Source organism: Paenibacillus sp. WC2504, from assembly GCF_052682475.1.
In genome coordinates this window covers 6,653,304-6,675,179 of sequence record NZ_JBQZFH010000001.1, presented here as the reverse complement: position 1 = coordinate 6,675,179, position 21,876 = coordinate 6,653,304, and the positions used below count along the sequence as shown (strand labels likewise).

At 41.6% G+C, this 21,876-nt stretch carries 17 protein-coding genes; 16 read left to right on the top strand and 1 reads right to left on the bottom strand.

What is annotated here, in order from left to right; translation table 11 throughout:
- Positions 1 to 3: 3 nt before the first annotated feature.
- The 7 genes from ACUN27_RS30150 to ACUN27_RS30120 all read left to right on the top strand — a co-directional run bounded on the left by ACUN27_RS30150 (position 4) and on the right by ACUN27_RS30120 (position 8,912).
- Complete coding sequence (locus tag ACUN27_RS30150; RefSeq protein WP_445560077.1) at positions 4 to 978, top strand: carbohydrate kinase family protein; 975 nt, start codon at positions 4 to 6, stop codon at positions 976 to 978.
- A 32-nt stretch (positions 979 to 1,010) separates the two neighbouring features.
- Positions 1,011 to 2,573 (top strand): glycoside hydrolase family 32 protein, encoded by a 1,563-nt coding sequence (locus ACUN27_RS30145; RefSeq protein WP_445560076.1) that lies wholly within the window; start codon positions 1,011 to 1,013, stop codon positions 2,571 to 2,573.
- A gap of 1,314 nt (positions 2,574 to 3,887) precedes the next feature.
- A complete protein-coding gene (locus ACUN27_RS30140) occupies positions 3,888 to 4,187 on the top strand; it encodes an immunity 53 family protein (RefSeq protein ID WP_445560075.1) in 300 nt (99 codons plus the stop codon).
- A 135-nt stretch (positions 4,188 to 4,322) separates the two neighbouring features.
- Positions 4,323 to 5,609, top strand: coding sequence for an IS110 family transposase (locus ACUN27_RS30135; RefSeq protein WP_445560074.1), 1,287 nt, complete (start codon positions 4,323 to 4,325; stop codon positions 5,607 to 5,609).
- A gap of 438 nt (positions 5,610 to 6,047) precedes the next feature.
- Positions 6,048 to 6,455, top strand: a complete 408-nt coding sequence (locus tag ACUN27_RS30130; protein WP_326059373.1) for a hypothetical protein — start codon at positions 6,048 to 6,050, stop codon at positions 6,453 to 6,455.
- 139 nt (positions 6,456 to 6,594) lie between these two features.
- The gene (locus ACUN27_RS30125; RefSeq protein WP_445560073.1) at positions 6,595 to 7,851 is read left to right on the top strand and encodes a hypothetical protein; all 1,257 of its coding nucleotides are present in this window, start codon (positions 6,595 to 6,597) and stop codon (positions 7,849 to 7,851) included.
- A gap of 575 nt (positions 7,852 to 8,426) precedes the next feature.
- Positions 8,427 to 8,912, top strand: coding sequence for a quercetin 2,3-dioxygenase (locus ACUN27_RS30120; protein ID WP_326059370.1), 486 nt, complete (start codon positions 8,427 to 8,429; stop codon positions 8,910 to 8,912).
- A gap of 114 nt (positions 8,913 to 9,026) precedes the next feature.
- On the opposite strand, the gene ACUN27_RS30115 is transcribed toward ACUN27_RS30120, so the two are convergent.
- The gene (locus ACUN27_RS30115) at positions 9,027 to 9,575 is read right to left on the bottom strand and encodes a TetR/AcrR family transcriptional regulator (protein ID WP_445560072.1); all 549 of its coding nucleotides are present in this window, start codon (positions 9,573 to 9,575) and stop codon (positions 9,027 to 9,029) included.
- Between the two features lie 77 nt (positions 9,576 to 9,652).
- Between ACUN27_RS30115 and ACUN27_RS30110 the strand changes: the two genes are divergently transcribed.
- The 9 genes from ACUN27_RS30110 to ACUN27_RS30070 all read left to right on the top strand — a co-directional run bounded on the left by ACUN27_RS30110 (position 9,653) and on the right by ACUN27_RS30070 (position 21,872).
- The gene (locus tag ACUN27_RS30110) at positions 9,653 to 10,438 is read left to right on the top strand and encodes a GNAT family N-acetyltransferase (RefSeq protein WP_445560071.1); all 786 of its coding nucleotides are present in this window, start codon (positions 9,653 to 9,655) and stop codon (positions 10,436 to 10,438) included.
- 67 nt (positions 10,439 to 10,505) lie between these two features.
- Positions 10,506 to 11,282: a GNAT family N-acetyltransferase gene (locus tag ACUN27_RS30105; RefSeq protein WP_445560070.1), complete on the top strand. Its 777-nt coding sequence runs from the start codon at positions 10,506 to 10,508 to the stop codon at positions 11,280 to 11,282.
- A 429-nt stretch (positions 11,283 to 11,711) separates the two neighbouring features.
- A complete protein-coding gene (locus ACUN27_RS30100; RefSeq protein ID WP_326059365.1) occupies positions 11,712 to 12,377 on the top strand; it encodes a hypothetical protein in 666 nt (221 codons plus the stop codon).
- 377 nt (positions 12,378 to 12,754) lie between these two features.
- On the top strand, positions 12,755 to 14,554 hold the full coding sequence (locus ACUN27_RS30095) for a histidine kinase N-terminal 7TM domain-containing protein (protein ID WP_445560069.1): 1,800 nt from the start codon (positions 12,755 to 12,757) through the stop codon (positions 14,552 to 14,554).
- A complete protein-coding gene (locus ACUN27_RS30090) occupies positions 14,551 to 15,147 on the top strand; it encodes a response regulator transcription factor (protein ID WP_326059363.1) in 597 nt (198 codons plus the stop codon). The genes ACUN27_RS30095 and ACUN27_RS30090 overlap by 4 nt, the downstream gene beginning before the upstream one ends.
- A 159-nt stretch (positions 15,148 to 15,306) precedes the next feature.
- Positions 15,307 to 18,516, top strand: coding sequence for a cadherin-like beta sandwich domain-containing protein (locus ACUN27_RS30085; RefSeq protein WP_445560068.1), 3,210 nt, complete (start codon positions 15,307 to 15,309; stop codon positions 18,514 to 18,516).
- Positions 18,517 to 19,284: 768 nt separating this feature from the next.
- A complete protein-coding gene (locus ACUN27_RS30080) occupies positions 19,285 to 19,473 on the top strand; it encodes a TnsA endonuclease C-terminal domain-containing protein (RefSeq protein WP_445560067.1) in 189 nt (62 codons plus the stop codon).
- A gap of 548 nt (positions 19,474 to 20,021) precedes the next feature.
- Positions 20,022 to 21,245 (top strand): sensor histidine kinase, encoded by a 1,224-nt coding sequence (locus ACUN27_RS30075; RefSeq protein WP_445560066.1) that lies wholly within the window; start codon positions 20,022 to 20,024, stop codon positions 21,243 to 21,245.
- Positions 21,246 to 21,248: 3 nt separating this feature from the next.
- Positions 21,249 to 21,872: a response regulator gene (locus ACUN27_RS30070; protein ID WP_445560065.1), complete on the top strand. Its 624-nt coding sequence runs from the start codon at positions 21,249 to 21,251 to the stop codon at positions 21,870 to 21,872.
- Positions 21,873 to 21,876: the final 4 nt, after the last annotated feature.

The window sequence follows — 21,876 nt, the reverse complement described above, 5'->3', positions numbered from 1 at the left end:
GGCATGAACTACGATGTAGTTGCGCTTGGGGAATACTTAATTGATTTCACTCCGTATGGTCGTTCCGAAGCGGGACAGCCTTTATTTGAACGTAATCCAGGTGGAGCACCGGTGAATGTGGTAGCGGCCTTGGCGAAGCTCGGCAAGAAAACGGGTTTCATCGGAAAGGTGGGTAACGACCCGTTTGGAGAGTATTTACGCGAAGCTTTGCTCTCAGTCGGTGTGTCGGATAAAGGGTTAGTTGCGACAAATGAAGCGCATACGACGATGGCTTTCGTTCAACTGGATTCAGAGGGAGATCGATCATTCCATTTTGCTAGAACACCAGGTGCGGACCAGCTGTTGAGAGCAGATGAGGTAAATCTTACAATGCTCACTGATACACGGATATTTCACTTTGGGTCGATTTCGATGACGTCGGAGCCTGCGTACACAGCGACTACAAATACTGTTCAGGTTGCAAAGGAGCTTGGAGCACTTATTACGTATGACCCGAATTGGCGTCCTTCATTATGGAGAGATGAAGAGCACGCATTAGAAGTAATCCACGTAGGTCTAAGCCTCGCAGATGTCGTGAAGGTTTCCGAAGAAGAGCTCTTTTTCTTGACTGATGAGCAGGATCTAGAGAAGGCAGCAAGACATCTAGTTAAACAGTATGGGCTTACCTTGCTATTGGTTACAGCAGGAAGTGCTGGTTCTTTTTATCAGATGAGGGATTGGTGGGGGAAGGTGGTTAGTTACTCTGTTCAGACAGTGGATACGACTGGAGCAGGGGATGCGTTCTTGGGAGCTATACAATATAGAGTTTTGGAGACAGAGAAGTCCCTACAGGATTGGGAGGAAGAGGAGTTGAGAGAGGCACTGCGGTTTGCAAATGCGGCAGGTGCTCTAGCGACAACTCGCAAGGGTGCCATTCCGTCACTGGGTACGCTAGAGGAAATTCACACTTTAGTAAAAGATGGAAATAGGCCTAAATAAATAGAGTTTTGATTACAAAGGAGTGAAATTCTATGTACATTTCTGAAGAGAACAAATTCATAAAGTACGCTCACACAGGTTCCTATGAAGAAAAATACAGACCTCAGTTCCATTATTCACCAGCGAAGAACTGGATGAATGATCCTAACGGCTTGGTCTACTACGAAGGCGAGTACCACCTTTTCTATCAATATACAGTTAATTCCACCAGTCCTGATTTCCCCCGCATGCATTGGGGGCATGCAGTAAGTAAGGATTTAATCCATTGGGAGGAACTCCCGCCAGCGATTTCGCCTTGCGAGGACGGAGCGATCTTCTCGGGAAGTGCAGTGGCGGATATAAACAACACAAGTGGCTTATTTCATGTGGAAGGTTCCGGTCTTGTTGCCATTTACACGAACGAAGGCAATCAAGCTCAGCCTAATAAACCGCAAGTTCAAAGCATCTCTTACAGCAGGGATAGAGGACGGACATGGATAAGGTTTGAAGGAAACCCGGTTCTGTTCCCTGCCAGTAATACAGCGGATTTTCGTGATCCCAAAGTATTTTGGCATGATGAATCTTCCATGTGGATTATGGCGTTGGCAGCAAGAGATCGCATAGAGTTCTACACTTCGGAAGATCTTAAGGCGTGGAGCTTTGCCAGTGAGTTCGGTTCCACAGTACCCTTTGTACATCGTGGCGTGTTCGAATGTCCCGATATCTTCCAGGTTCCTGTGGATAATAATCCAAACAACAAGAAATGGGTTTTGGTTCTGAGCGTCGGGGACCTTAATGGGGAAAATATGAGCGATCCGCAGCCGCCCGCAGGTGGTTCCGGTATGATGTATTTTATTGGTCACTTCGACGGTCAATCATTCATACCAGATAAAACCATCGAGTCCATTCACGATATCCAATGGATTGATTTCGGATCAGACTTTTATGCAGCGGTCACCTGGAATGGGATTCCGAATGAGGATGGGAGAGTAATATGGATCGGTTGGATGAACAATTGGCGTTATGCTAATAAATTACCATCTTTGGAATGGCGCGGAAACATGTCACTTCCACGAGAGATTCAACTTAAAACTTATCTGGGAGGACTTCGCTTGATTCAGCAGCCGGTGAAGGAGTTGAGCAAATTGCGGAGTCCAATATCATCCTTGACAGACCTGGTTATTAATCCAGGAGATAACCTATTATCCGAAGTTTCTGTCCTTAAAGCGGAAATCATTGCTGAATTCGAAATAGGTACCGCGATAGAATTCGGTTTCAAGCTCTGCAAGTCTTCAAGCCAGGAAACCATCATTGGATACGATGTCGAGAATAAATCTCTGTTCCTTGATCGAACAAATGCCGGCTCGGCGGATTTCCATCCAGATTTCGCAGCTAAACACACCGTGACTCTGAAGCCAGAGCATAAACGGATTCAAGTAACTATTTATGTGGATGGGTCAAACATAGAACTGTTCGGTAATGAGGGTACTGCCGTTATCACAGACTTGGTTTTTCCTGATCCTGAAAGTCAAGGACTTGAGCTGTATGCAGTCGGCGGGTTTGTTAAACTGATTTCATTGCAAATCAGTGATATGATCGGGATTTGGGAAAGATAATACAGTGCGATGTAGGATAATGTAAAAGAAGTTTTAGTAACACCTACTTACTTAAACTTGTCCCGACGTCCAATTGGCGGCTCGGGACTTTTTAATTGGATGTGAAAAATTGATAATTATTAGACCCAATATACGTAAAGAATTAGTTCTATGCAAACTATGGGATTAAAGAAGAAACTCAGAATTCATTTTGTTTTATTGCTGTTTGTTAATAAATAATCATAGAGTAAGAGGGAAGCGCTTTATTCCGAAAAGAGAGAAGACTCGTGCTGAGGCGCTTTCGCGATTATCTGGAAGTTGCTGAACTTCGTTTATTCCAATCGTGAACTTTTGATTACTGGGGATCTCTAACAAAGGTTGTAAAACGTACACTTCAACGCTTATTTGTAATTCAGGCTATTCACACCAAAACAACATTTCAAAACTTAATTTGTAAATCGATTTTATTAGGAAGGCCAGCAAGCCTTTGTGTTTGCTAGCTTCTTGAACTTCAGAACTTATTTGTCACCCAACTGAAAGTGTCATCAAACAGAAAGAAAGTCAAATAAGTTTTGAAGTAGACAAAAAAGTTTTGAAGTGACAAAAAAGTTCTGAAGTTAAATGGCGTGCACTCATCGAGAGTGAACGCCTATTTAATTTCTTCTTGTATGGAGAGCGAAACAATTTATTCGTATAGAAGCAGTAAGTCAGTTAACCCGAGGTGGTAATTAATCTAACGGGAGACTATAGTTGAGCAATGAGGGAGCAATTCGCCGCGGCCGGCAGCAGCTCCTTTTTCATTAAGCTAAAGGGCATTTTTGCGTAATGGTAGCTGAATACATTCTTTTGATAAACTAACAGAAGAATTCAATGAACTTATCAATCGAGATTTAGAGGAGAAGATTAATGATTCATATTTTAAAGCTTATTCAAGCCGTAGGGGTAGTAGGGACAATGTATTTTCTGTTATGGTTAGTGGTAGGGACATTGTTTTTTGATGACCCTACGATAACTTACAGCGGCTTTCTTTTGTATGTTGGAAAATATCTTGCTATTTCAATTCTTCTGCTCATAGTATCAAGGTGGTCCATATTTAAGTACACACAAGCAAAGGAAAAGAAATAAATATGGTATCTATTAATGTACATAAACAAAAACAACCTCAATGAGTTTTTATGTCAGTTGGAAATTCCTTTTTAAAGTGAAATCAGATTAAGCTATCGGCGAACGATAGTTCTGAGGCTGCCGGTAAGATCGGCGGCCTCGGTAAGCTATTTGGCAGGATTGTGAAGTTACTCTATGGAATAGAGGAGATACTTTAAGGGGGGGGTATGCATGAATGTATTAAAATGGTTGGAAAATTGGTATACAGATAATTGTGATGGAGATTGGGAGCATGGTTACGGAGTTAAAATTACAACTCTTGATAACCCAGGATGGGCAATTGACATCAGAGTAGAAGATACAAAACTAGAGGATAGAACGTTCGATGACTTGATTATCGACCGCTCTGAAACTGATTGGGTTCGCTGTAAAGTTATTGATAATGTATTTAAGGGTAGAGGCGGAAGTAATAACTTAGAAGAATTGATTATTGTTTTTCAGGAGTGGTCTTCCATAAGTGAAAACAAATAATGAATTTCTAAATTATTGAATGCGTGGTCGATTACGCTAAACAATCCTGTAGAACTTAAGAAATGAGCTTTGTAAAAAAAGGAGCGCCTCGGTATGATGGGTTTGTCGACAACACATCAGGGAGGCGCTCTTACTATGAAGTTTAAGCAAATAGATGCACAAAATCAACGGGTTGAACAAATTACCACCTCGCATCTTGTTGTAGGGATCGATATGGCGAAAGAAACACATGTCGCACAAGCTACCAATTTCCGCGGAATAGTGGTTTCGAAACGCCATATCTCATTTTCCAATAGTATTGAAGGGTTTGAAAAACTTATCCGCTGGATGAGTGAATTACAGCAGAAACATCGCTTGAAAAGGCTCATTATTGGCATGGAACCAACCGGGCATTATTGGTTTAATCTGGCCAACTGGTTATCAGATAAAGGCGTACATGTGGTTATGGTTAATCCAGCCACGACGAAGAGAAATAAAGAAAACCGGGATAATAGCCCGTCAAAGAATGACCCAAAAGATGCACTTACCATCGCAGATTCCGTCAGCCGAGGCTTCTACTACGAGTATACGCGTCAGTCACTAGTGTTCCAACGCTTGCGGACCATGATGAGTGACCGAGAATTTTGGGTAACGAATAGTGTAAGGCTGCAGAATCGACTCGTACGCTGGTTAGACATCCGTTTCCCGGAGTTTACCTCTGTATTCAAAGACTGGACCTGCAAGCGTTCATTGGCGACTCTTAAGACCTTCCCTTGTCCACAGGTTCTTGAGAAGTATACAGTATCGGATGTCATTAGCGCTTGGCGAGTCCATATGCAGCGTGCCGGAGGCACTACGGGGATCGAGAAGGCTGCGCAACTGATCGCACAAGCTAAACGAAGTGTTGGAGAACGAGTTGCTGTTGAAGAAGCGAAAGCAGATTTAAAGCGGCTCATTGAAGAATATGAGCGTGTGACCTCCATGCTAGAACAGATCGAAAAGGACATCGAAGCGCTGCTCTCGGAGATTCCAATGGCGCAGCAGCTTCGTACCATAAAAGGACTCGGAAAGATCTTCACAGCGGCCATATTAGCTGGTACAGGTGATCTAAAGCAGTATGCGCATGGACGTCAGGTATTGCGAAAAGCTGGTTTGAATTTGGCCGAAAGTACGTCTGGAAAGCGAAAAGGACAAATAGTTCTTTCGAAACGAGGAGACTCTGCCTTGCGCAAATATCTCTATCTCGCGACGGTTCAACTCGTTTGGAATAATCCCGTTTTCCGCCATCTGCATGAACATAATGTGCAGGAAAAGAAGATGAAAAAGCAGCAGTCCATTTTTAAGTTAATTGGGAAACTAGCACGGATCTTAGTTGGTATTGTTCAACGAGGAGAAGAGTTCACGCCAGAGAAAACTGTTTTGAACTGGACTGAAGCAGCTTAAGTTTATGAAGATACATCACTTATATTGACTCGTTCGCGGGATTTCACAAAGAAAGCACGGAGAACCGAGTTCGTGTCCCTTAAGGGCTATGACCCATCCGCTAAACGCGATCGGTCTCCACACCTTGGACAAGTATAACGAAGGATTGTAAGGGCAATGACCCGTTGAGTTATGGGAGGGTGAACGCCAAGGGATTCGTGGAGTATGCGTGCAGTAGAAATTAATTGGGGAATATTTCCTGATAATCCTCTATTCCCGCATGCCCAGCTCGCCACCTCAACCGGTATTATCTGTACTGTTTTCTGAGATAGACCTTACCCAAGGTGATGAAATCCTGCGAATGAGTGAGTATATGTGAGATAAACCCTTAAAACCGAGGGACGGGACACGATAGTTAAATACCAGGAAGGCTGACTTGAATGAGGTAGGAGGAGAATATTGGACAAAAGAAAGGTATTGTTGTTTACGCTTACTACTATTATTGTTTTGCTAAATGTGCTTGCAAGTTTCCGATGGAGTTATAACAATATTGAAGGTGACATGAGATACAAAACAGATCGTTGGACCAATGTAGTTTGGGTTGAATTTTACGCACCTCTTGCAAGTGGATCAGCTATGGAGTTTCCGTTATTATCGAATTCAGAGATTAGTTCATACCCACAACTAGAGTCGCATGTAGAAAAAATTGCCATGTCTGGTTATTTGGTGAGTGAATGGCTTAAGAGAATGAAATTTACTTACTTATATTATGGCATTAACTCATTTTTAATAATTATTTTGCTGCTGTTATTGGCAATGATCACAAGAACAAGAAAGCGTCCCACGAGGAAGAGTGGTTTGAACTAACGAGGAATTATAATGCAAACGCAGGGGACAGATCGCCACGATAGGCAGCTGTCCCCTGTTTCATTGAACGGGCAGTTTAGCGGCACAAGGAGTGCAGTAACATAAGTATATAACGGCATAAAATGTAAATCATAATCTTATGAAATCACAAAAACGTTCTCGACGCATCCGCTTCACCATTGACGGAACTTGTGCGAACTTTGTTCATTATTCTAATCCGTTAGTACCGTTAGCCTGGTCATTTTTCTTTCCGGGCTTTGGTTTCTTTTTAATGGGTCAATTTGTTCTGGGGTGGATTTTGTTTTTATGGGAAGTTGCTGTTAATGTAACGGGTCACTTTAATACTGCCATTGTATATACACTGACTGGACGCCCAGAAGAGGCAACAAGGATTCTCGAACAGGAGGGAAAGTGGGTCGTCATTCTTTACACAACAACGTTTGTTTTTTCTCTGTGGGCGAGCTACGTGACGGCTGTTGACACAAACCAGCTGACTTATTTAGCTCATGGGGAAAACGCTCCAGTTAAAGTATTTGCCATGAATGCCTTGCAATATAACTATTTAACGAAGCGGGACCCGTGGATGGCAGTCATTTGGTCACTCTTAATGCCTGGTCTTGGAGACGTGTACAACAAACGGATTATCAGTGGATCGACGTACCTAATCTGGTGGATCATTATCAGTTACAAATCGCATGTAGCAGGGAGCATATACTATACCGCTCTAGGTGATTTTGAAAGTGCAACTTCGATTCTTGATCCTGAATGGTTTTCGTTCCTCGCTTCGATGTGGGTCTTCGCTGCATACAATGCGTACATCCACACTGTTGAAACGAATAAGGTATTCGACAAAGAACAGGCAAATTTCCTCAGATTAAACTATCAACAAGGCGTTGACGATTTATATTGTGGAAAGAAGGACTTGGTGGACATGCGTGTGATTGCTACCTTTGATCATTCCCCATATGTCGAGATGGCTCTTGTCGGATTAGAGCGGATTGGTATTAAGAAGAACCAGATTTATGCTACGTCACTTGATAAACGAAATGAAACGCCTCCATTCATCGACAACATTCATCGGTCCGATGGACAGAGTTTTTTGGATGTAGCATCTCTTTTGGCGGCCTTTTTAACAGCAGTCGGCGCGATTTATGGCTTCGCTCTCAAAGGCGGTCCAGTTGTATGGGGGTTAATTGGTTTTGTGGTTGGCTCTGTGGCTGGAGTTGCGTTCCAATTGCTCAAACGAAAAAAAAGGTCCAAAGAAAGAACCACCCCCAAAACTGAAGTTGTTGTCATTGTAGATTGCAACAACGCACAGGCGGATGCGGTACAGAATATCTTTTGGCACAATCACGCATTTGGAATCTCAGCCTCTTCTCCTCAAGATATAGATTAATTCAAACGGTTGTCGGTTGAAGTCGGCATACTTAGGGTTCAAGAAGGCGGTACCTTCACGCAAGAGTTCGACGATAGCCTTATGATTTGGTTCAGCCAAGGCGCTAAGCTGTCAGGTCCATTCCCAGTATCAGTCCTGACATATCATTCACCTAGCACTTAAGATAGTTCCTGTCGCAATTTGCTAAGCTAACGGATAACTATAGCTTAATAGATATCAGGAGAAGGCAGCCAACATTAAACGGCTGCCTTCTCCCCGTTAACGGGCAGCATTCCTATTATGAAGAAATTCGAAGTTTGAGAAACAAAAAGACTCCTTGGTATGATATTCTTGGGTCCCAGATGCTCGACAGCTACCGAATCCAAAAACAAAACCAAGGAGACTACAAGATGATTTCTAATCTACATTAACTGTCGGAGTCGAGATTGCAAAATTCACGACGGCTAATATAATTATTAAGATTTTATATTATTAGTGTGAGAATGATTGAAATGGATTTAGGATGTAACTATAATAAGCTTACCGGCCGGTCAGTAAGTGCGATTGAATTCTCACCCAGAAGGAGCCTGTTAAAGATGAGTAATCGAAGCAAAGCAGATGTGATGTACAGAAATAATAACAAAGAGAATACATTCCTATTTCTCAGTGACGTAAATTCAATATTGGTAAGCGGGGATGATACGAATGGAGAGTTTTGCGTCGTGCATTGTGCCGTCAAGAAAGATGATGGACCTCCACTGCATTTGCATGAAAAAGAAGATGAATCTTTTTATGTTCTGGATGGAGAAATAGAGATGATGCTAGGTACGGAGACTATTTCCGTGAAAAATGGAGAATATGTGTTCGCACCACGCGGCATTCCACATACATTCAAAGTAAAATCAGACACAGCTAAGTTTCTGGTGACCGCTTACCCTGCAGGATTTGATTCTTTTGTGAAGGAACTAGGCGTTCCTTATGTAGAAGGGATGGAGGTTAATATCGAGCCACCTACTCCTGAGGATATGCAACATTTGATATCCGTTTCCAAAAAGTATCATATTACTTATCCAGGTCTTTAATTTTATAAAAAATGAAATCGGCCTGTGAGGCTATTGGTTCCTTAGTGGGAACAATAGGCTACAGGTCGATGATTTTTCAATAGAGTGTTAAATTGATTAGATTATATGCTCTTGCTAGTTTTTTAAAAGACGATTAATTCCATACATGATATCCGGTATGAAATTGTCACGCATTCCGCGGTTATACTGTAGTGCGCCCTTGAGGGCAGATAAGATAGTGATCGCCAAGGCACGCGTATTAATTGTAGGATCATCCAAGCCTTCAGCAACAATTTCATCGATGATCGAAAGTTCCAACTGACCTATCTCTTGTAGTTTTTGCCTCATCGATTCTGGTAGCATTTCATAATCAGACTGTAAGGAAGAGGTCGGACAAATGTCATACTCTACAAACTGTCTGGAATTGTACGTACAATATTGAATTAGCTTCTCTTCAACCGACTGCGATGAAAGTTGAATAACAGACTTAAAATTAACCAATCCTTGATAAAGTTGATCCAATACGGCAAGGCCGAGTTCTTCCTTTTTCTCGAAATGATAGAAAATACTTGCTTTTGTAACGCCAAAATGTCTTGAAATTTCATCAATAGAAAAAGTCGAATATCCCTTTTTTCGAATGAGTGATGATGCAAGATCTATGATTTGCGATTTTCTGTTTTCCATGTAGTAATTATTGCTCACAGGTATATAAGAGTCAAGTGCTTACCCAATTTGAAAGTAGAAAACTGGAGGAGATCTATTTGTCAACGATTCAGAATCTTATTCTTGAAAATATGATCCGCGCTTACGAGAAATTGAGTCAGCTTAGCCAGGTATTCACATTCGTGGAGACGGATCGCACGCAACGATTTGAGTCCGATATTCCATATGGACTGTTCAATAGCGTTTTTACGTACAAGCGTTCTGAGGAGATCAATTCCGCGGATGAGATGGAATCCATCAAGTCCCTTTACCATAATCGCGGCCGTAAATTGGCATGGGTGACTACCTCGCACGAGCAGGACGAAGTCATTAACCAAGCGCTTGAGGCTAATAATTTTAATCAGATTGGCGTCATTTCGGGCATGGGGCTCGCTCTGGAAGGATGGCGTTCGGATTTGCCGGAATTGCCGGGCCTGGAAGTCCGAGCTATACGGGAACCACAAGAGATTGAAGAGTTCCGAAAGGTCATGCTGGCAGGATATAACGTTCCAGAGCCAATGGCTGATATTTTTTGCAAAGTGTTTGTGGATGGCCCCAATCAAGATACGACTACGGTTCAACATTATCTTGCTTATATGGACGGAGTACCAGTAACTACGCTTACGACCTTTACCGAGGGTGATGTCGCAGGCTTTTATAGTATTGCAACAATAGAAGCTTATCGTTCGAGAGGAATTGCCCGAACTTTGCTTGCTCACGTTTTGCGCATTGTGCAGCAAAAATGTGTGAAATTGGCTGTTATTCATGCAACCCCAATGGGCCGAAGCGTTTATCCCAAAGTTGGATTTAAAGAAGAACTGACCCTCAATATTTTCTCCAGCTAATGCGGGTTCGTGCGGAGTTGTCTGTGTAGATTTGATTCAAACACATAAAATTAAGGGGATAGAACCAATGCCAGCAGATCCAAACGCTATTCGAACGAATTTGTTGACTACTTTTGATTATTTTAGTACCAACAACCCGCTTATTTGGTTCAAACGGACTCCAACAATCACTCGTATGGAATCTGATGTGCCATTCTCCTTGTTCAACGTTATCTTTGACTATAAAAAATCTGATCAAACAGATGTTGTCGCGGAAATTATGGCGATTACGGAATCTTATCATGAACGAGGCATGAAGTGCCTCTGGTACACATACTCTCATGATTTGGATCCTGCTGTCATTGAAGCGTTGAAATCTAACGGATATGTTCATACCGGTAAGATGGCTGGCATGTCGCTGTCTCTGGAAAATGGTAAGTTTCAGATTGAGGAAGTGCCCGGGTTGAAAATTCATACGGTCCATAATGAACAGGAATTCGATTTGTTCCGTCAAACCTTCATTGCTGAATATGGACTAAGCGAGGAACTTGAAGCATCCGTCGTTCGAATTTTTGCTGACGATCCAGACGGCAAAGCAGAATATTATGTTGCCTATCTAGACGATACAGCTGTAGGAACTTTAATGACATACGGAGAAGGCGACGTTAAGGGGATCTATACCGTTGCCACGTTAAAAGCATTCCGTTCCAGAGGAATCGGCAGTGCCCTTGTTTCCCGTGCCCTGTGCGACATGCAAACAGCAGGGGTGAAGCAAGCGATATTGCAGGCGAATGCAATGGGACAGAGAATTTACAACAAACTAGGTTTTAAAGAAGAACTTATTATCGACTTCTATTCCGCATAGACCGTATATTTCTCTGCCTTGGAGTCACTAAGGATTGTTGCGCAAGTGCAGTAATAGGCTTATTCATTTAGATAACCTCTATAAAATTCCACCCAACTTTTGAGGGAGCTCTTGAACCCTATAGTCCAACTCCATTTTTCATATGTTGGGTAATCTCAGGAATTGGCCTTATAGTTGCTAGTATCTACAACATCAATCGGCGAATCGTTTAGACAAATAAGTTAACCAACAACTGATTAACCTAACGGGACACGTTAGTGGAAGGTTAAGGGAGCAGATTGCCGCGGTCGGCAGCAGCTCCCTTTTCATTAAGCTAATAGTCAGTTTAGTTGAACAAGCGTAGGAGAATATACTCTGATTGTGGAATAATTAATTAAAAAGAGATGTGTTATATGTAAATAAAGTAAGTGCTGAGTATTGGAGGATGTTATGACTAATCTCAATTCAGTAATGAACTTAATAAAAGAAAAGCCTAGTTTATACCTAGGGAAGAAGAGTATTACAAGGTTACTAGGGTTTATTACTGGTTTTTCGCACGCAGAGTATGTTTATAAAATAATCGAAGATAATTCAATGTTATTTCCGTTACCTTTTCATTTTTTTCATGAGTTTGTAAGTGTTAAATTGGGGTATTTTGAGTCAACATCTGGTTGGTACAACATGATTTTCAAAAAGAACAATCATGATGAAGAAACAAGCTTTGATGAATTCTTTCAACTTTATGAAGAATTTATCAATATAAAAATCCAGACTTGTGAAAGCGCCATACTTACTGAAGAGAATAAACATTTCCTTATTCACGACCAATTTACACCTAAACGGGTGGTTGGGTTTGATGAGAGAGGAAATTCATTAGTTGAGCCTTGTTTTTCTGCTCCAGAACAATTATTTTTAATCGGCATTTCAAATAACCTTGGCTACATCCGAGTGATTATGACTAAAAAAGATTGCATTCTGGTATTTAAATTTAGTAAAGAAAAAAAGAAGTCAAAAGAATACTTCCATAAATATTTCGGTGATAATTTGAGTTGGATTAAGGATGAGTGGAAGGATGAGATATTAAACAATAGAGAAATATCTTATAGGCATTTGTAAGGAACGTTACACTAACTGGGAACTATAGCTCAACGATTATAAAGAAACGGCAGCCGCGGAAGGCTGCCGTTTTCTCAACTAACGGGCAGTATTCCTGGCCGATATGTAGCAGAGGCTACAATATAATAACTCGCAAAATTTTATACGTTATTTCAAGAAAATGACGGGTTTGACACCGGGGCAATACAGGGAAATGATTTTTATTGAACATAGTGGGAAGTAACGAATAATACCAAGATATATAGGGCATATGTTAAAAAAAGTGCGTTCACTCCATTGGGTGATCGCATTTTTTACAGTAAAACCAACAAATTTCGCGTAATTTTGATAATATAGGACAATAGGATTGAAGATCAGTCCGACTTGGGGGCGCGTTTATGAGTTACAATTTGTATCTATCCGTTTTGCTAATGGCAGCTACGTGCAGTTCACTGGTAATCGTTTATATTTGTTGGCAAAGGCGAGAGTTTCCGATTGCCATCAGCTATGGCTTAGGCATGCTAACGGGTGTCTTTTACACTTTCGGGTATGCTTTCGAAATCGTGAGCTCGAGCTTGGAGCAGATCAAGTTTTGGCTGCGCATTGAGTATATCGGCATCCCATTTGGCACGATTATGTGGTTTGTGCTTGTTCTGCAGTATACGGGAAGGCAAAGGTTCATCAACAAATGGTACCTGTCCCTGCTCTTGATTGTTCCGATGATCACTTTCGTTTCTCATAATACGAATGAGTGGCATCACCTCTTTTATAAGAGCATGACCTTGGATTACAGCGAAGGCTACCCTCTTGTTATTTTGGAAAAAGGTCCCTTCTACAAACTTCATGTTTTTTACTCCTACTCATTTCTTGTCATAGGCACGGTGTTACTGTTCCACAAGCTTATCAAAGCAACTCCGCGCATGCGTAAACAAGTCGGCTTTATGATCATCGGATCATGGGGAATCTTCGGCTTTACTTTGGTTTATTTAAGCGGTATTTTGAACATTCCCATTGATATATCTCCGTTTGGCTTTATTTTCTCGGGAGTCTTCTACTTATGGGGAATCTATCAATTCAATATGCTGCGGTTAGCGCCATTGGCCCTTCAGAAGGTGTTTGGCTCGATGCAGGATGCCGTTATGGTCTTTGATCTGGACGACACGCTAACCAGCTTCAACCAATCGGCCAAACGTGTTATTTCAGGTATTCATCACGATTGGATTGGGCAGTCTGCTAGTCAGGTCTTCGCTAACTATCCCAAACTGCTAGAGTCCATGATGAAGGGGCCTTCATTGAATGGCAGCATACAACTCTCTGGCCAATCCGACGTGCAATATTATCAAATTTACCTGTCTGATATTCACGATAATCGTCAGAGGCCCGCGGGGAGAATGCTGCTGCTGAGCAACGTCACAGAGAGGGTCCGTTCAGAGGAGCAACTCCGCGATAACGCTAGACAGCTTAGCGAACTGAACTCATTTAAGGATAAGATGTTTAACGTCGTTGCTCACGATATTCGAGATCCATTAGCGGTACTTATTAATTTGGTGGAAATTATGGAAGATGATTTTGCTGATGTTGAAGGCGAACACGAGGAAATTGTGCGTGAAATGAGTCAACAAATTCAGAGCACTTTTATATTGGTAGAAGGCTTATTAGATTGGTTTTTAAGTCAAAGGGGAGGAATGACGTTCAATCCTGTGAAGAGAGATTTGGCACAAATGGTGCAAGCCAATATAAGTCATCTACAGATTCGAAGTGAGTATAAACACATTCAGATTATGACGGACATTCCGAAGGATTCATTTGTTTATGCGGATAAGGAAATGCTCGATCTCATCATTCGGAATCTGCTTTCCAATGCAATTAAATTTACCAATTCGGGAGGGCACATCCTTATACATGCAGCGACTGACAAGGATCAAATGATCGTTTCAGTGAGCGACACAGGAGCAGGGATGTCTTCGGATCAAGTCGTGATGTTGCAGCAGGCATCTCCGATATCATCACTGGGTACAGCGGGAGAACGAGGCGTAGGCTTGGGACTTACATTGTGCAGGGAATTTGTCCAGTTAAATGGCGGAGATCTATGGTTTGAGAGTTCGTTTGGGCAAGGCAGTACGTTCTATTTCTCCCTTCCAACCCAGCCTCGATTTTCAGCTAGATTAGTAGGTAGTATGGGAGAGAGCGTGCGATGAAAGTTATCCTTGTTGACGATGAGAAAGCCATGCATTTTATTATGAAACGAATGCTCTCCAAGATGGCAGGGATTGAGGTCGTGGGTAGTTTTGTAGATACAGCGTCAGCCTATTCCTATGTAGTCACACATGAAGTGGATTTGATGTTCGTTGATATCAGCATGCCCAGAGAGAACGGGCTAGAATTTGCTGAGCGCGTACGAGAGAGCGGGCGGGCAACGAAGATCGTTTTTATTACCTCGCACAAAGAATACGCTTTGCTCGCATTCGAAGTTTATGCTTTTGATTATATCGTGAAGCCCGTTGTGCAGGAGCGATTGTTTCGAACGGTGGAGCGCGCTCGTGCCGACCAGGTTCCGGAACAGGAGAATCATCCAGCAACAGAACCGCTGATTGATCCGTTGACCAATCGGGAATTGGATATTGTATTGGCAATCGTAGAAGGGATGTCCAATAAGGAAATTGCCGATCGGTTTGGATTAACCGAAGGCACGGTTAAGGGGCATATTAATCGTATATACGGGAAGCTTGGTATAAAACGACGTGTCCAAACGGTTGCTCGCATGAAAGAGTTGAGACTACTGCCCTTATAGGTCTAAGCACATATATGTAATCAACCCATACATGACAAATGTATGGGTTTTTCGACATTTTTTTTATAAACTATAACTTTAGTTACATCTCACATATAGGACCAAAAGTATATAATTGCCAATGGAAATAGACAAATGACAGGAAAGAGGGGGAAATCAATGATTAACCTAATTAAGAAGCATTTTTCCAAGTTCAACTTGGTCTTAGTCGCGACTCTGTTTGTAGTTCTCTTAAGTGGATGTATTATTCAAACAGGTTCAGTCGTTTTTAACATCCCCGTTGGGGATACGTTACAGGGATCAGAGCAAGTATATGTAAGATATTCAGATGGAACGGTAGAAAAAGGACCAATTAATCAATCCAATCAAACTTCAATAACGGTACCAACTAACAGCGCCAAAACAATCGTAGGTGGCTATGTGAGCGATGGGAATGTAAGCTGGGTCCCCAATCATTCATATGGTTTTAACAACGATTTAAGTTTAACCCAAGTTTCAGCACTAAAACCAACCCATGGTGCAGATCATGTCACTCAAGTATCCATGACGGATACCAGCCATCCGGGTTATGTAGATGTGACGTTTGCTGTTTATGGTACCAACAATGAACTTGTAGATGGCCGAACGGAAGTATTCGCCCATTCTGCGGATTCAAACACAACTTTTTACAATATAGACTCCGGTGATACAAGCAATGGACCTTACACGCGGAGAGATACTGTAAAGGAAGGTTACTCATCATATACGGTCAACGGTCTCGTGACTTTTGTTATTCAGTCTGACATGAGTAGTATTTCATCAAAACCACTCACCTTGTATTCCGGATGGAATTTAATTTATGATTCGTCAGAAAGCGTATATCCAGGAACTAGCATAGTAGTTGATGATGATGATGATGGCGTATCGAGTGCCATACCAGTAGGATTTAATTTTAACTTTTTCGGAAACAGTTATAATCAAGCCTATTCAAGTACAAATGGCTTTATGATGTTTCATGAACCAACAGATGGATGCTGCTATAATGGTGATGTTCTTCCATTGGGATCGAGTCCAGATAGTGATTTGCCTAATAACTTTATCGCACCTTTCTATGATGATTTGTATCTTTCCAGTAGTCAAGTGTTACACAAAACGATAGGAACCGCTCCTAATCGAAAGTTTGTCATGCAATGGACGAATATGAAATTTTGCTGTGAGGAATCTAGTCCCCTTGGTACTTTTCAAGCCATCCTGTATGAATCTACGCAAGAAATACAAATGCAATACCGAACGCTTGCGGGGTCAGATGAATCATATGGTAAGCAAGCTTTGATAGGGCTGCAAGATAGTATTAATTACAGTGTTTATTCGGAACAGCAAAAGAAAATTAAGAATAAACAAGCAATTCGTTTCACTCCAACAAATGGGAATACTTCGTATACAATAACTTCTAGTAGCGATGTAAATTCTAATGTCAGTTACGATCCGATTTATCTAATCAATAATTTGGTTGCTCCGTCAACCGATAGCACACTAGGTTCGCTGACCTTAAGCGGCATAACGCTTGATCAACCAGTAAGTGCGAATACGTACGATTACACGGCAACTGTGCCGAACGATGTTTCAGCCACTACAGTTACGTATGCAACGACAGATAGCCATGCGACAGCGGATTTACAGCTCAATGGGGCTTCTGTAAGTAGTCCGATTCAGTTAAATGTTGGTTCTAATGTGATAAGCATCGTTGTTACAGCGGAAGATGGAACGACTAAAAATACCTATACTGCCACTGTTGTACGAGCTGGTTCAAGTAATGCTTCTTTAAGATTGGTATATTTAAGCGATATAACGCTTGATCAACCCGTAAGTGCGGATACGCATGATTACACGGCAACTGTGCCGAACAATGTTTCGGTCACTACAGTTACGTATGCAACGACAGATAGCCATGCGACAGCGGATTTACAGCTCAATGGGGCTTCTGTTAGTAATAATATTCAGTTAGATGTTGGTTCTAATGTGATAAGCATCGTTGTTACAGCGGAAGATGGAACGACTAAAAATACCTATACGGCCACTGTTGTACGAGTTGGTTCAAGCAATGCTGCTTTAAGCTCGCTGAATTTAAGCGGCATAACGCTTGATCAACCTGTAAGTGCGGATACTTACGCCTACACGGCAGTTATCCCGAGCAACGTTTCCGTCACTACAGTTACGTATGCAACTACAGAAAGCCATGCGACGGTAGCACTACAGCTCAATGGAAATCTAGTAAACGATTCAATTAGTCTCAATTTGGGGGCTAATACGATTACCCTTATCGTGACTGCACAGGATGGAACGAAGCAAACTTATACGGTCACTCTTAGAAGCATGGTTACCGGTATTGAAGTGTCTAGTACTAGTGACAACATGTACGTAGGGGGCTCCCAACAACTTCATGCCAAGGTAACTCCAGATTATGCTACGGACAAAACTTTCAACTGGTCTGTAAGTGCTGGTACAGGGCAAGCAACGATTAATGCTGAAGGTCTACTCGTCGCAACTCAAGCAGGTACTGTTACCGTTCACGCAACTGCACTCGATGGATCTGGCATTGTTGGGACCAAGGTAATTACTATTTATACAGCTCATGATGAGCATTCATCTACACCTCCATCTTCATCTCCATCTTCACCTGCATCTCCACCAAAGACATCTACAGATAAGCCGGACCCTGATCTTACTCCTGCTCTGGATGTGTTCAAGTCGGATGTAGTAAAAGGTGTTGATGTACTTAAGAACATTGAATTTCTAATTAAAGAAGCTAAAAAAGTGCCAGCTATAAAACCACTTTCAGATACCAAAGGGCATTGGGCTGAAATGACAATTAACACGTTCGTAAAGCTGCAAGTGATTAAAGGTTATAACGATGGCACATTCATGCCGGATGGTAAAATAACAAGAGCTGAATTTGCATCGATTCTTAGCCGTGTATTTCATATCGAAGGTGGCAAAAAAAACAGTGTTGCATTGAAGGATATTGGTAACAGTTGGGCGAAAAGCGAGATCGAGAAACTTGCTGGAGCAGGGATCATCGGCGGATACGAAGACGGTACATTCAAGCCAGATAACACGATCACTCGTGAGGAAATGGTTATCTTACTGTCTCGGATTGTAAACCTCAACAATGTACCAAAGGATAATTCCAAAGGAATTTTCGAAGACGTGAAGGATTCTTATGCAGCAAATGAGATCAAGGCTGGAGCACAAGCCGGCATCATAAGCGGTAAAGCAGCAGGAAAGTTTGATGCCAAGAGCACTTCCACACGCGCGGAAGCTTTGCAGATCATCCTGAATGTGTTGAAGCTAAACCCGGAATTGAGGAAGCTGTTGGATTCACTTAACTAAGGATGTTGAAGACATAGCCGTCATACAAAAGGGCATCTTCTTAAATAATGTCATTAAGTTAAACTTCAATGACAGAATGGAAATAAAATGGAATCCGAAACGGCATGGGAAAAATCCCTGTGCCGTTTCTTTCTTTGGAGCCAAGAAGGAAAAAGCGTACAGCAAACAAAGCGGATGGAATAACCGCTTTGTCCATGTGAACCGAATTATGCTACTCTGTTCGTCAGATGGGAAATCAGCGGCAGAAAGATTTGTAATGACGGTTTCATAAGCACCACTTGGAAGGACGAAACGAACAACCCGAAAGGAAGTCGGGTAATATAAGTTATCATGCAAATCCAAAAAATCAAATGTAGAAGAGGATGGGAAGAACTTGTAAATCTCGGATGAGCCTTGACCTCTTTGGTTTGTTTTTTAGTGAGTGTCAGATGAAGCTCACTGTCAAACGATTCGCTAGTTGGAGTTCCAAGTGAGTACTGGCGTGATTTACCTCATATATTAGATATAATATAGTATTTTCCGAATTGTGGTATTAATAGACATCTGCGGTATGTGATATTTTGCGATAGTTTTAAGACTTTTAAAATAATAATCTTTTACTATCGTTTTTTATTATATTCAGTTGTTTATATGATGTAGTGAGTTTTACATTACTTTTCATCTTTGTTTTCAATTAGTTTGACTATTCATTGGCATGGCCTCCCTTGAGGAGCAAGGCATCAACTGGGGTATTACTCTTTCTACACATTTGCCTATGAATCTAGTAATGTGGAATGGATATACGATGGTAAGTTTTTGGATAGTAGAAATGGATTAGACACAGAAGTGGTCGAGAATATCTCAGAGGCATTCCTTCACTTGCTTATAAAAAATAACGGTCAAAACACTATTCAAAAACTATGTCAGCAAGCGGATAAACAATTTGGGCTAAGGAAGGATTGTGCATGTTCATTCTAAAACACCAATTAGCTAACAAACGATGGCATACTGACATGATGAATCAAGAAATTAGAATGTCGAAACCATTAATCATTACAGGAGGAGACAAATGATATTAGAGGGTTCTGTATATCATCTTTCAAGTTCGAATGGAAGTAATGATCTTATTATCAGAGTTCTTTGGCGTTCAGAAGATAGATCTAAAATTGTTGTAATGAACGCGAGTAACGCAGAACAAATGGAGTTCCCATTCATTATGCTTACAAATCAATTGATTAGCGACCTCCAACAAAAAAACGTTGAAATTAGACCATGAGCCTGATCAACAAATCATGTATCCCACAGATGAATATATAACTAAATATGTTGAGAGCAGAGATTCCAAATGGGAATTAATTAAATATATCGTGCAAATGGAGTCCTTCAAATGAGAAAGCAGATGTTGCAGATAATCCTCTGTGATGGCTGCTTTTTCTGTTATATCCTTCAGAAAAAATGATCGAAATAACAGAGAATGATGATAAAATATCGAGTATCAGCTCTTCAATGAAAAAGGTGATCGAATTATGAACACAATCAAGGATTTTTCGCTGCAACTAGCTCTAATAACAACGGCAATATTCACCTTCCAAATATTTAATGCGGGGAGACTTGAGAGAAATAATTACGTAAATATCATTCTATCTGTATTATTGGGACTATCTATCTTGTTATGTATGTCTTTTCCCACATACATTAGCGCCAATGTCCGTTTGGATATTAGAATTGTTCCCTTGCTTTTAGGTACGTTATATGGCGGCCTGCGAACAGGTTTATTCTTGTCCGCAATTATTATTCTTTATCGATTTTATCTTGGGATTGATTTGGGATTGTATTCGACAATTCTGACCCTTTTAATCAGCATGCCGGTTATCGTGTTTTTTCAAAAGAATTTCACTAAAGCAAAGAAGAGAAAGCGGATAAACATAGCGGTGATCCTTTGCATCTACTATTGTCTTGTTGGAATCACAGTTGTATCTGTTTTGAAAGGTATTTCATTTAAGGTTCTTCAGGTACAGTTCATTTATATCCTGATTACCACGGTGGCAGTGTTTCTCTTCACTTCTTTAAATGAAACGATCAATGAAGTGCTTAGGAAGAACCAACAGTTGCAAGCAGATGTCAAGGAGGCGGAAATCGCCTTTTTGCGTTCTCAGATCAAACCTCATTTCCTGTACAATGCCCTGAGTTCTATTGCCGCATTGTGCATCGACGAACCCCATAAGGCGGGAGCATTGACGATAGATCTTTCGCAATATTTGAGAAGCAGCTTTGACTTTAAACAACTGGACTCACTAACAACGATTGAAAAGGAATTAGAGTTATTAAATGCATATATCAACATTGAAAAGACGAGATTTGGGACTAGATTGGTTGTGGAGTACGATGTGGACGCCACTCTGCTGGATCACCGAATTCCCCCGCTGATTCTGCAGCCGTTGGTGGAAAATGCCATCAGACATGGCCTGATGTCCAGTCTACGGGGAGGGACCGTGCAAATATCGGTCAATCAGAAAGAGGACGCCGTTGTCAGCTTTGCTGTAGTGGACAATGGATGCGGGATGAGTGAACAGAAACGGGAGGAAATACTTAAACCGGGTATGAACAAGAAAGGTGTAGGGCTGGGTAACATTAATCAGCGCCTCAAGCTTCTTTATGGATCATGTATTTGTATTGAAAGCGCGGAAGGAAAAGGCACACGAGTGTTCTTCGATATTCCCGTACAACCGGTCAAGCAGATTGGAGATTGAAGCATGCTGAGAGCCATTATTGTAGATGATGAAGAATTACCGATGAAACTATTGAAGAAGCTTCTATCCGATAGCGGCGAGATTGAAATATGCCACACGTTTCTGAACCCGCATCAGGCTTATGAATTTGTAAAGGAGAATCCGATACATATTGCATTTCTGGATATTTCTATGCCGGAGATGGACGGTTTGCAGCTTTCCAATCTGCTTTTGGGAACCGATGCTTCCATCGATGTGGTCTTTGTAACCGCCTATGACGATTATGCGGTTCAGGCCTTCGATATGAGCGCTTTGGATTATCTAATGAAGCCTGTGTCCGCCCCGCGATTGTCAAAAACGTTGGACAAGATCATAAAAAGACAGCGGAGCGCGGCTGTCGAGCCTTACACGCAGGGTCTGCTTGAACCGGTGTATGCGGAACAATCACTTAAAGAAAACCTAACTGAGCAGGAGACGAAGGTGTTACGGCTGCTCGCAGAAGGCTTGTCGAACAGGGAGATAGCCTCGCTCCTGAACATTACAGGGGATACTGTCAAATTTCACATAAAGAATGTGTATAAGAAGCTTAAAGTCAACAATCGAGTACAAGCGCTGCAGCGTGCCAAAGAAGTAAGAATACTCTATTGATATC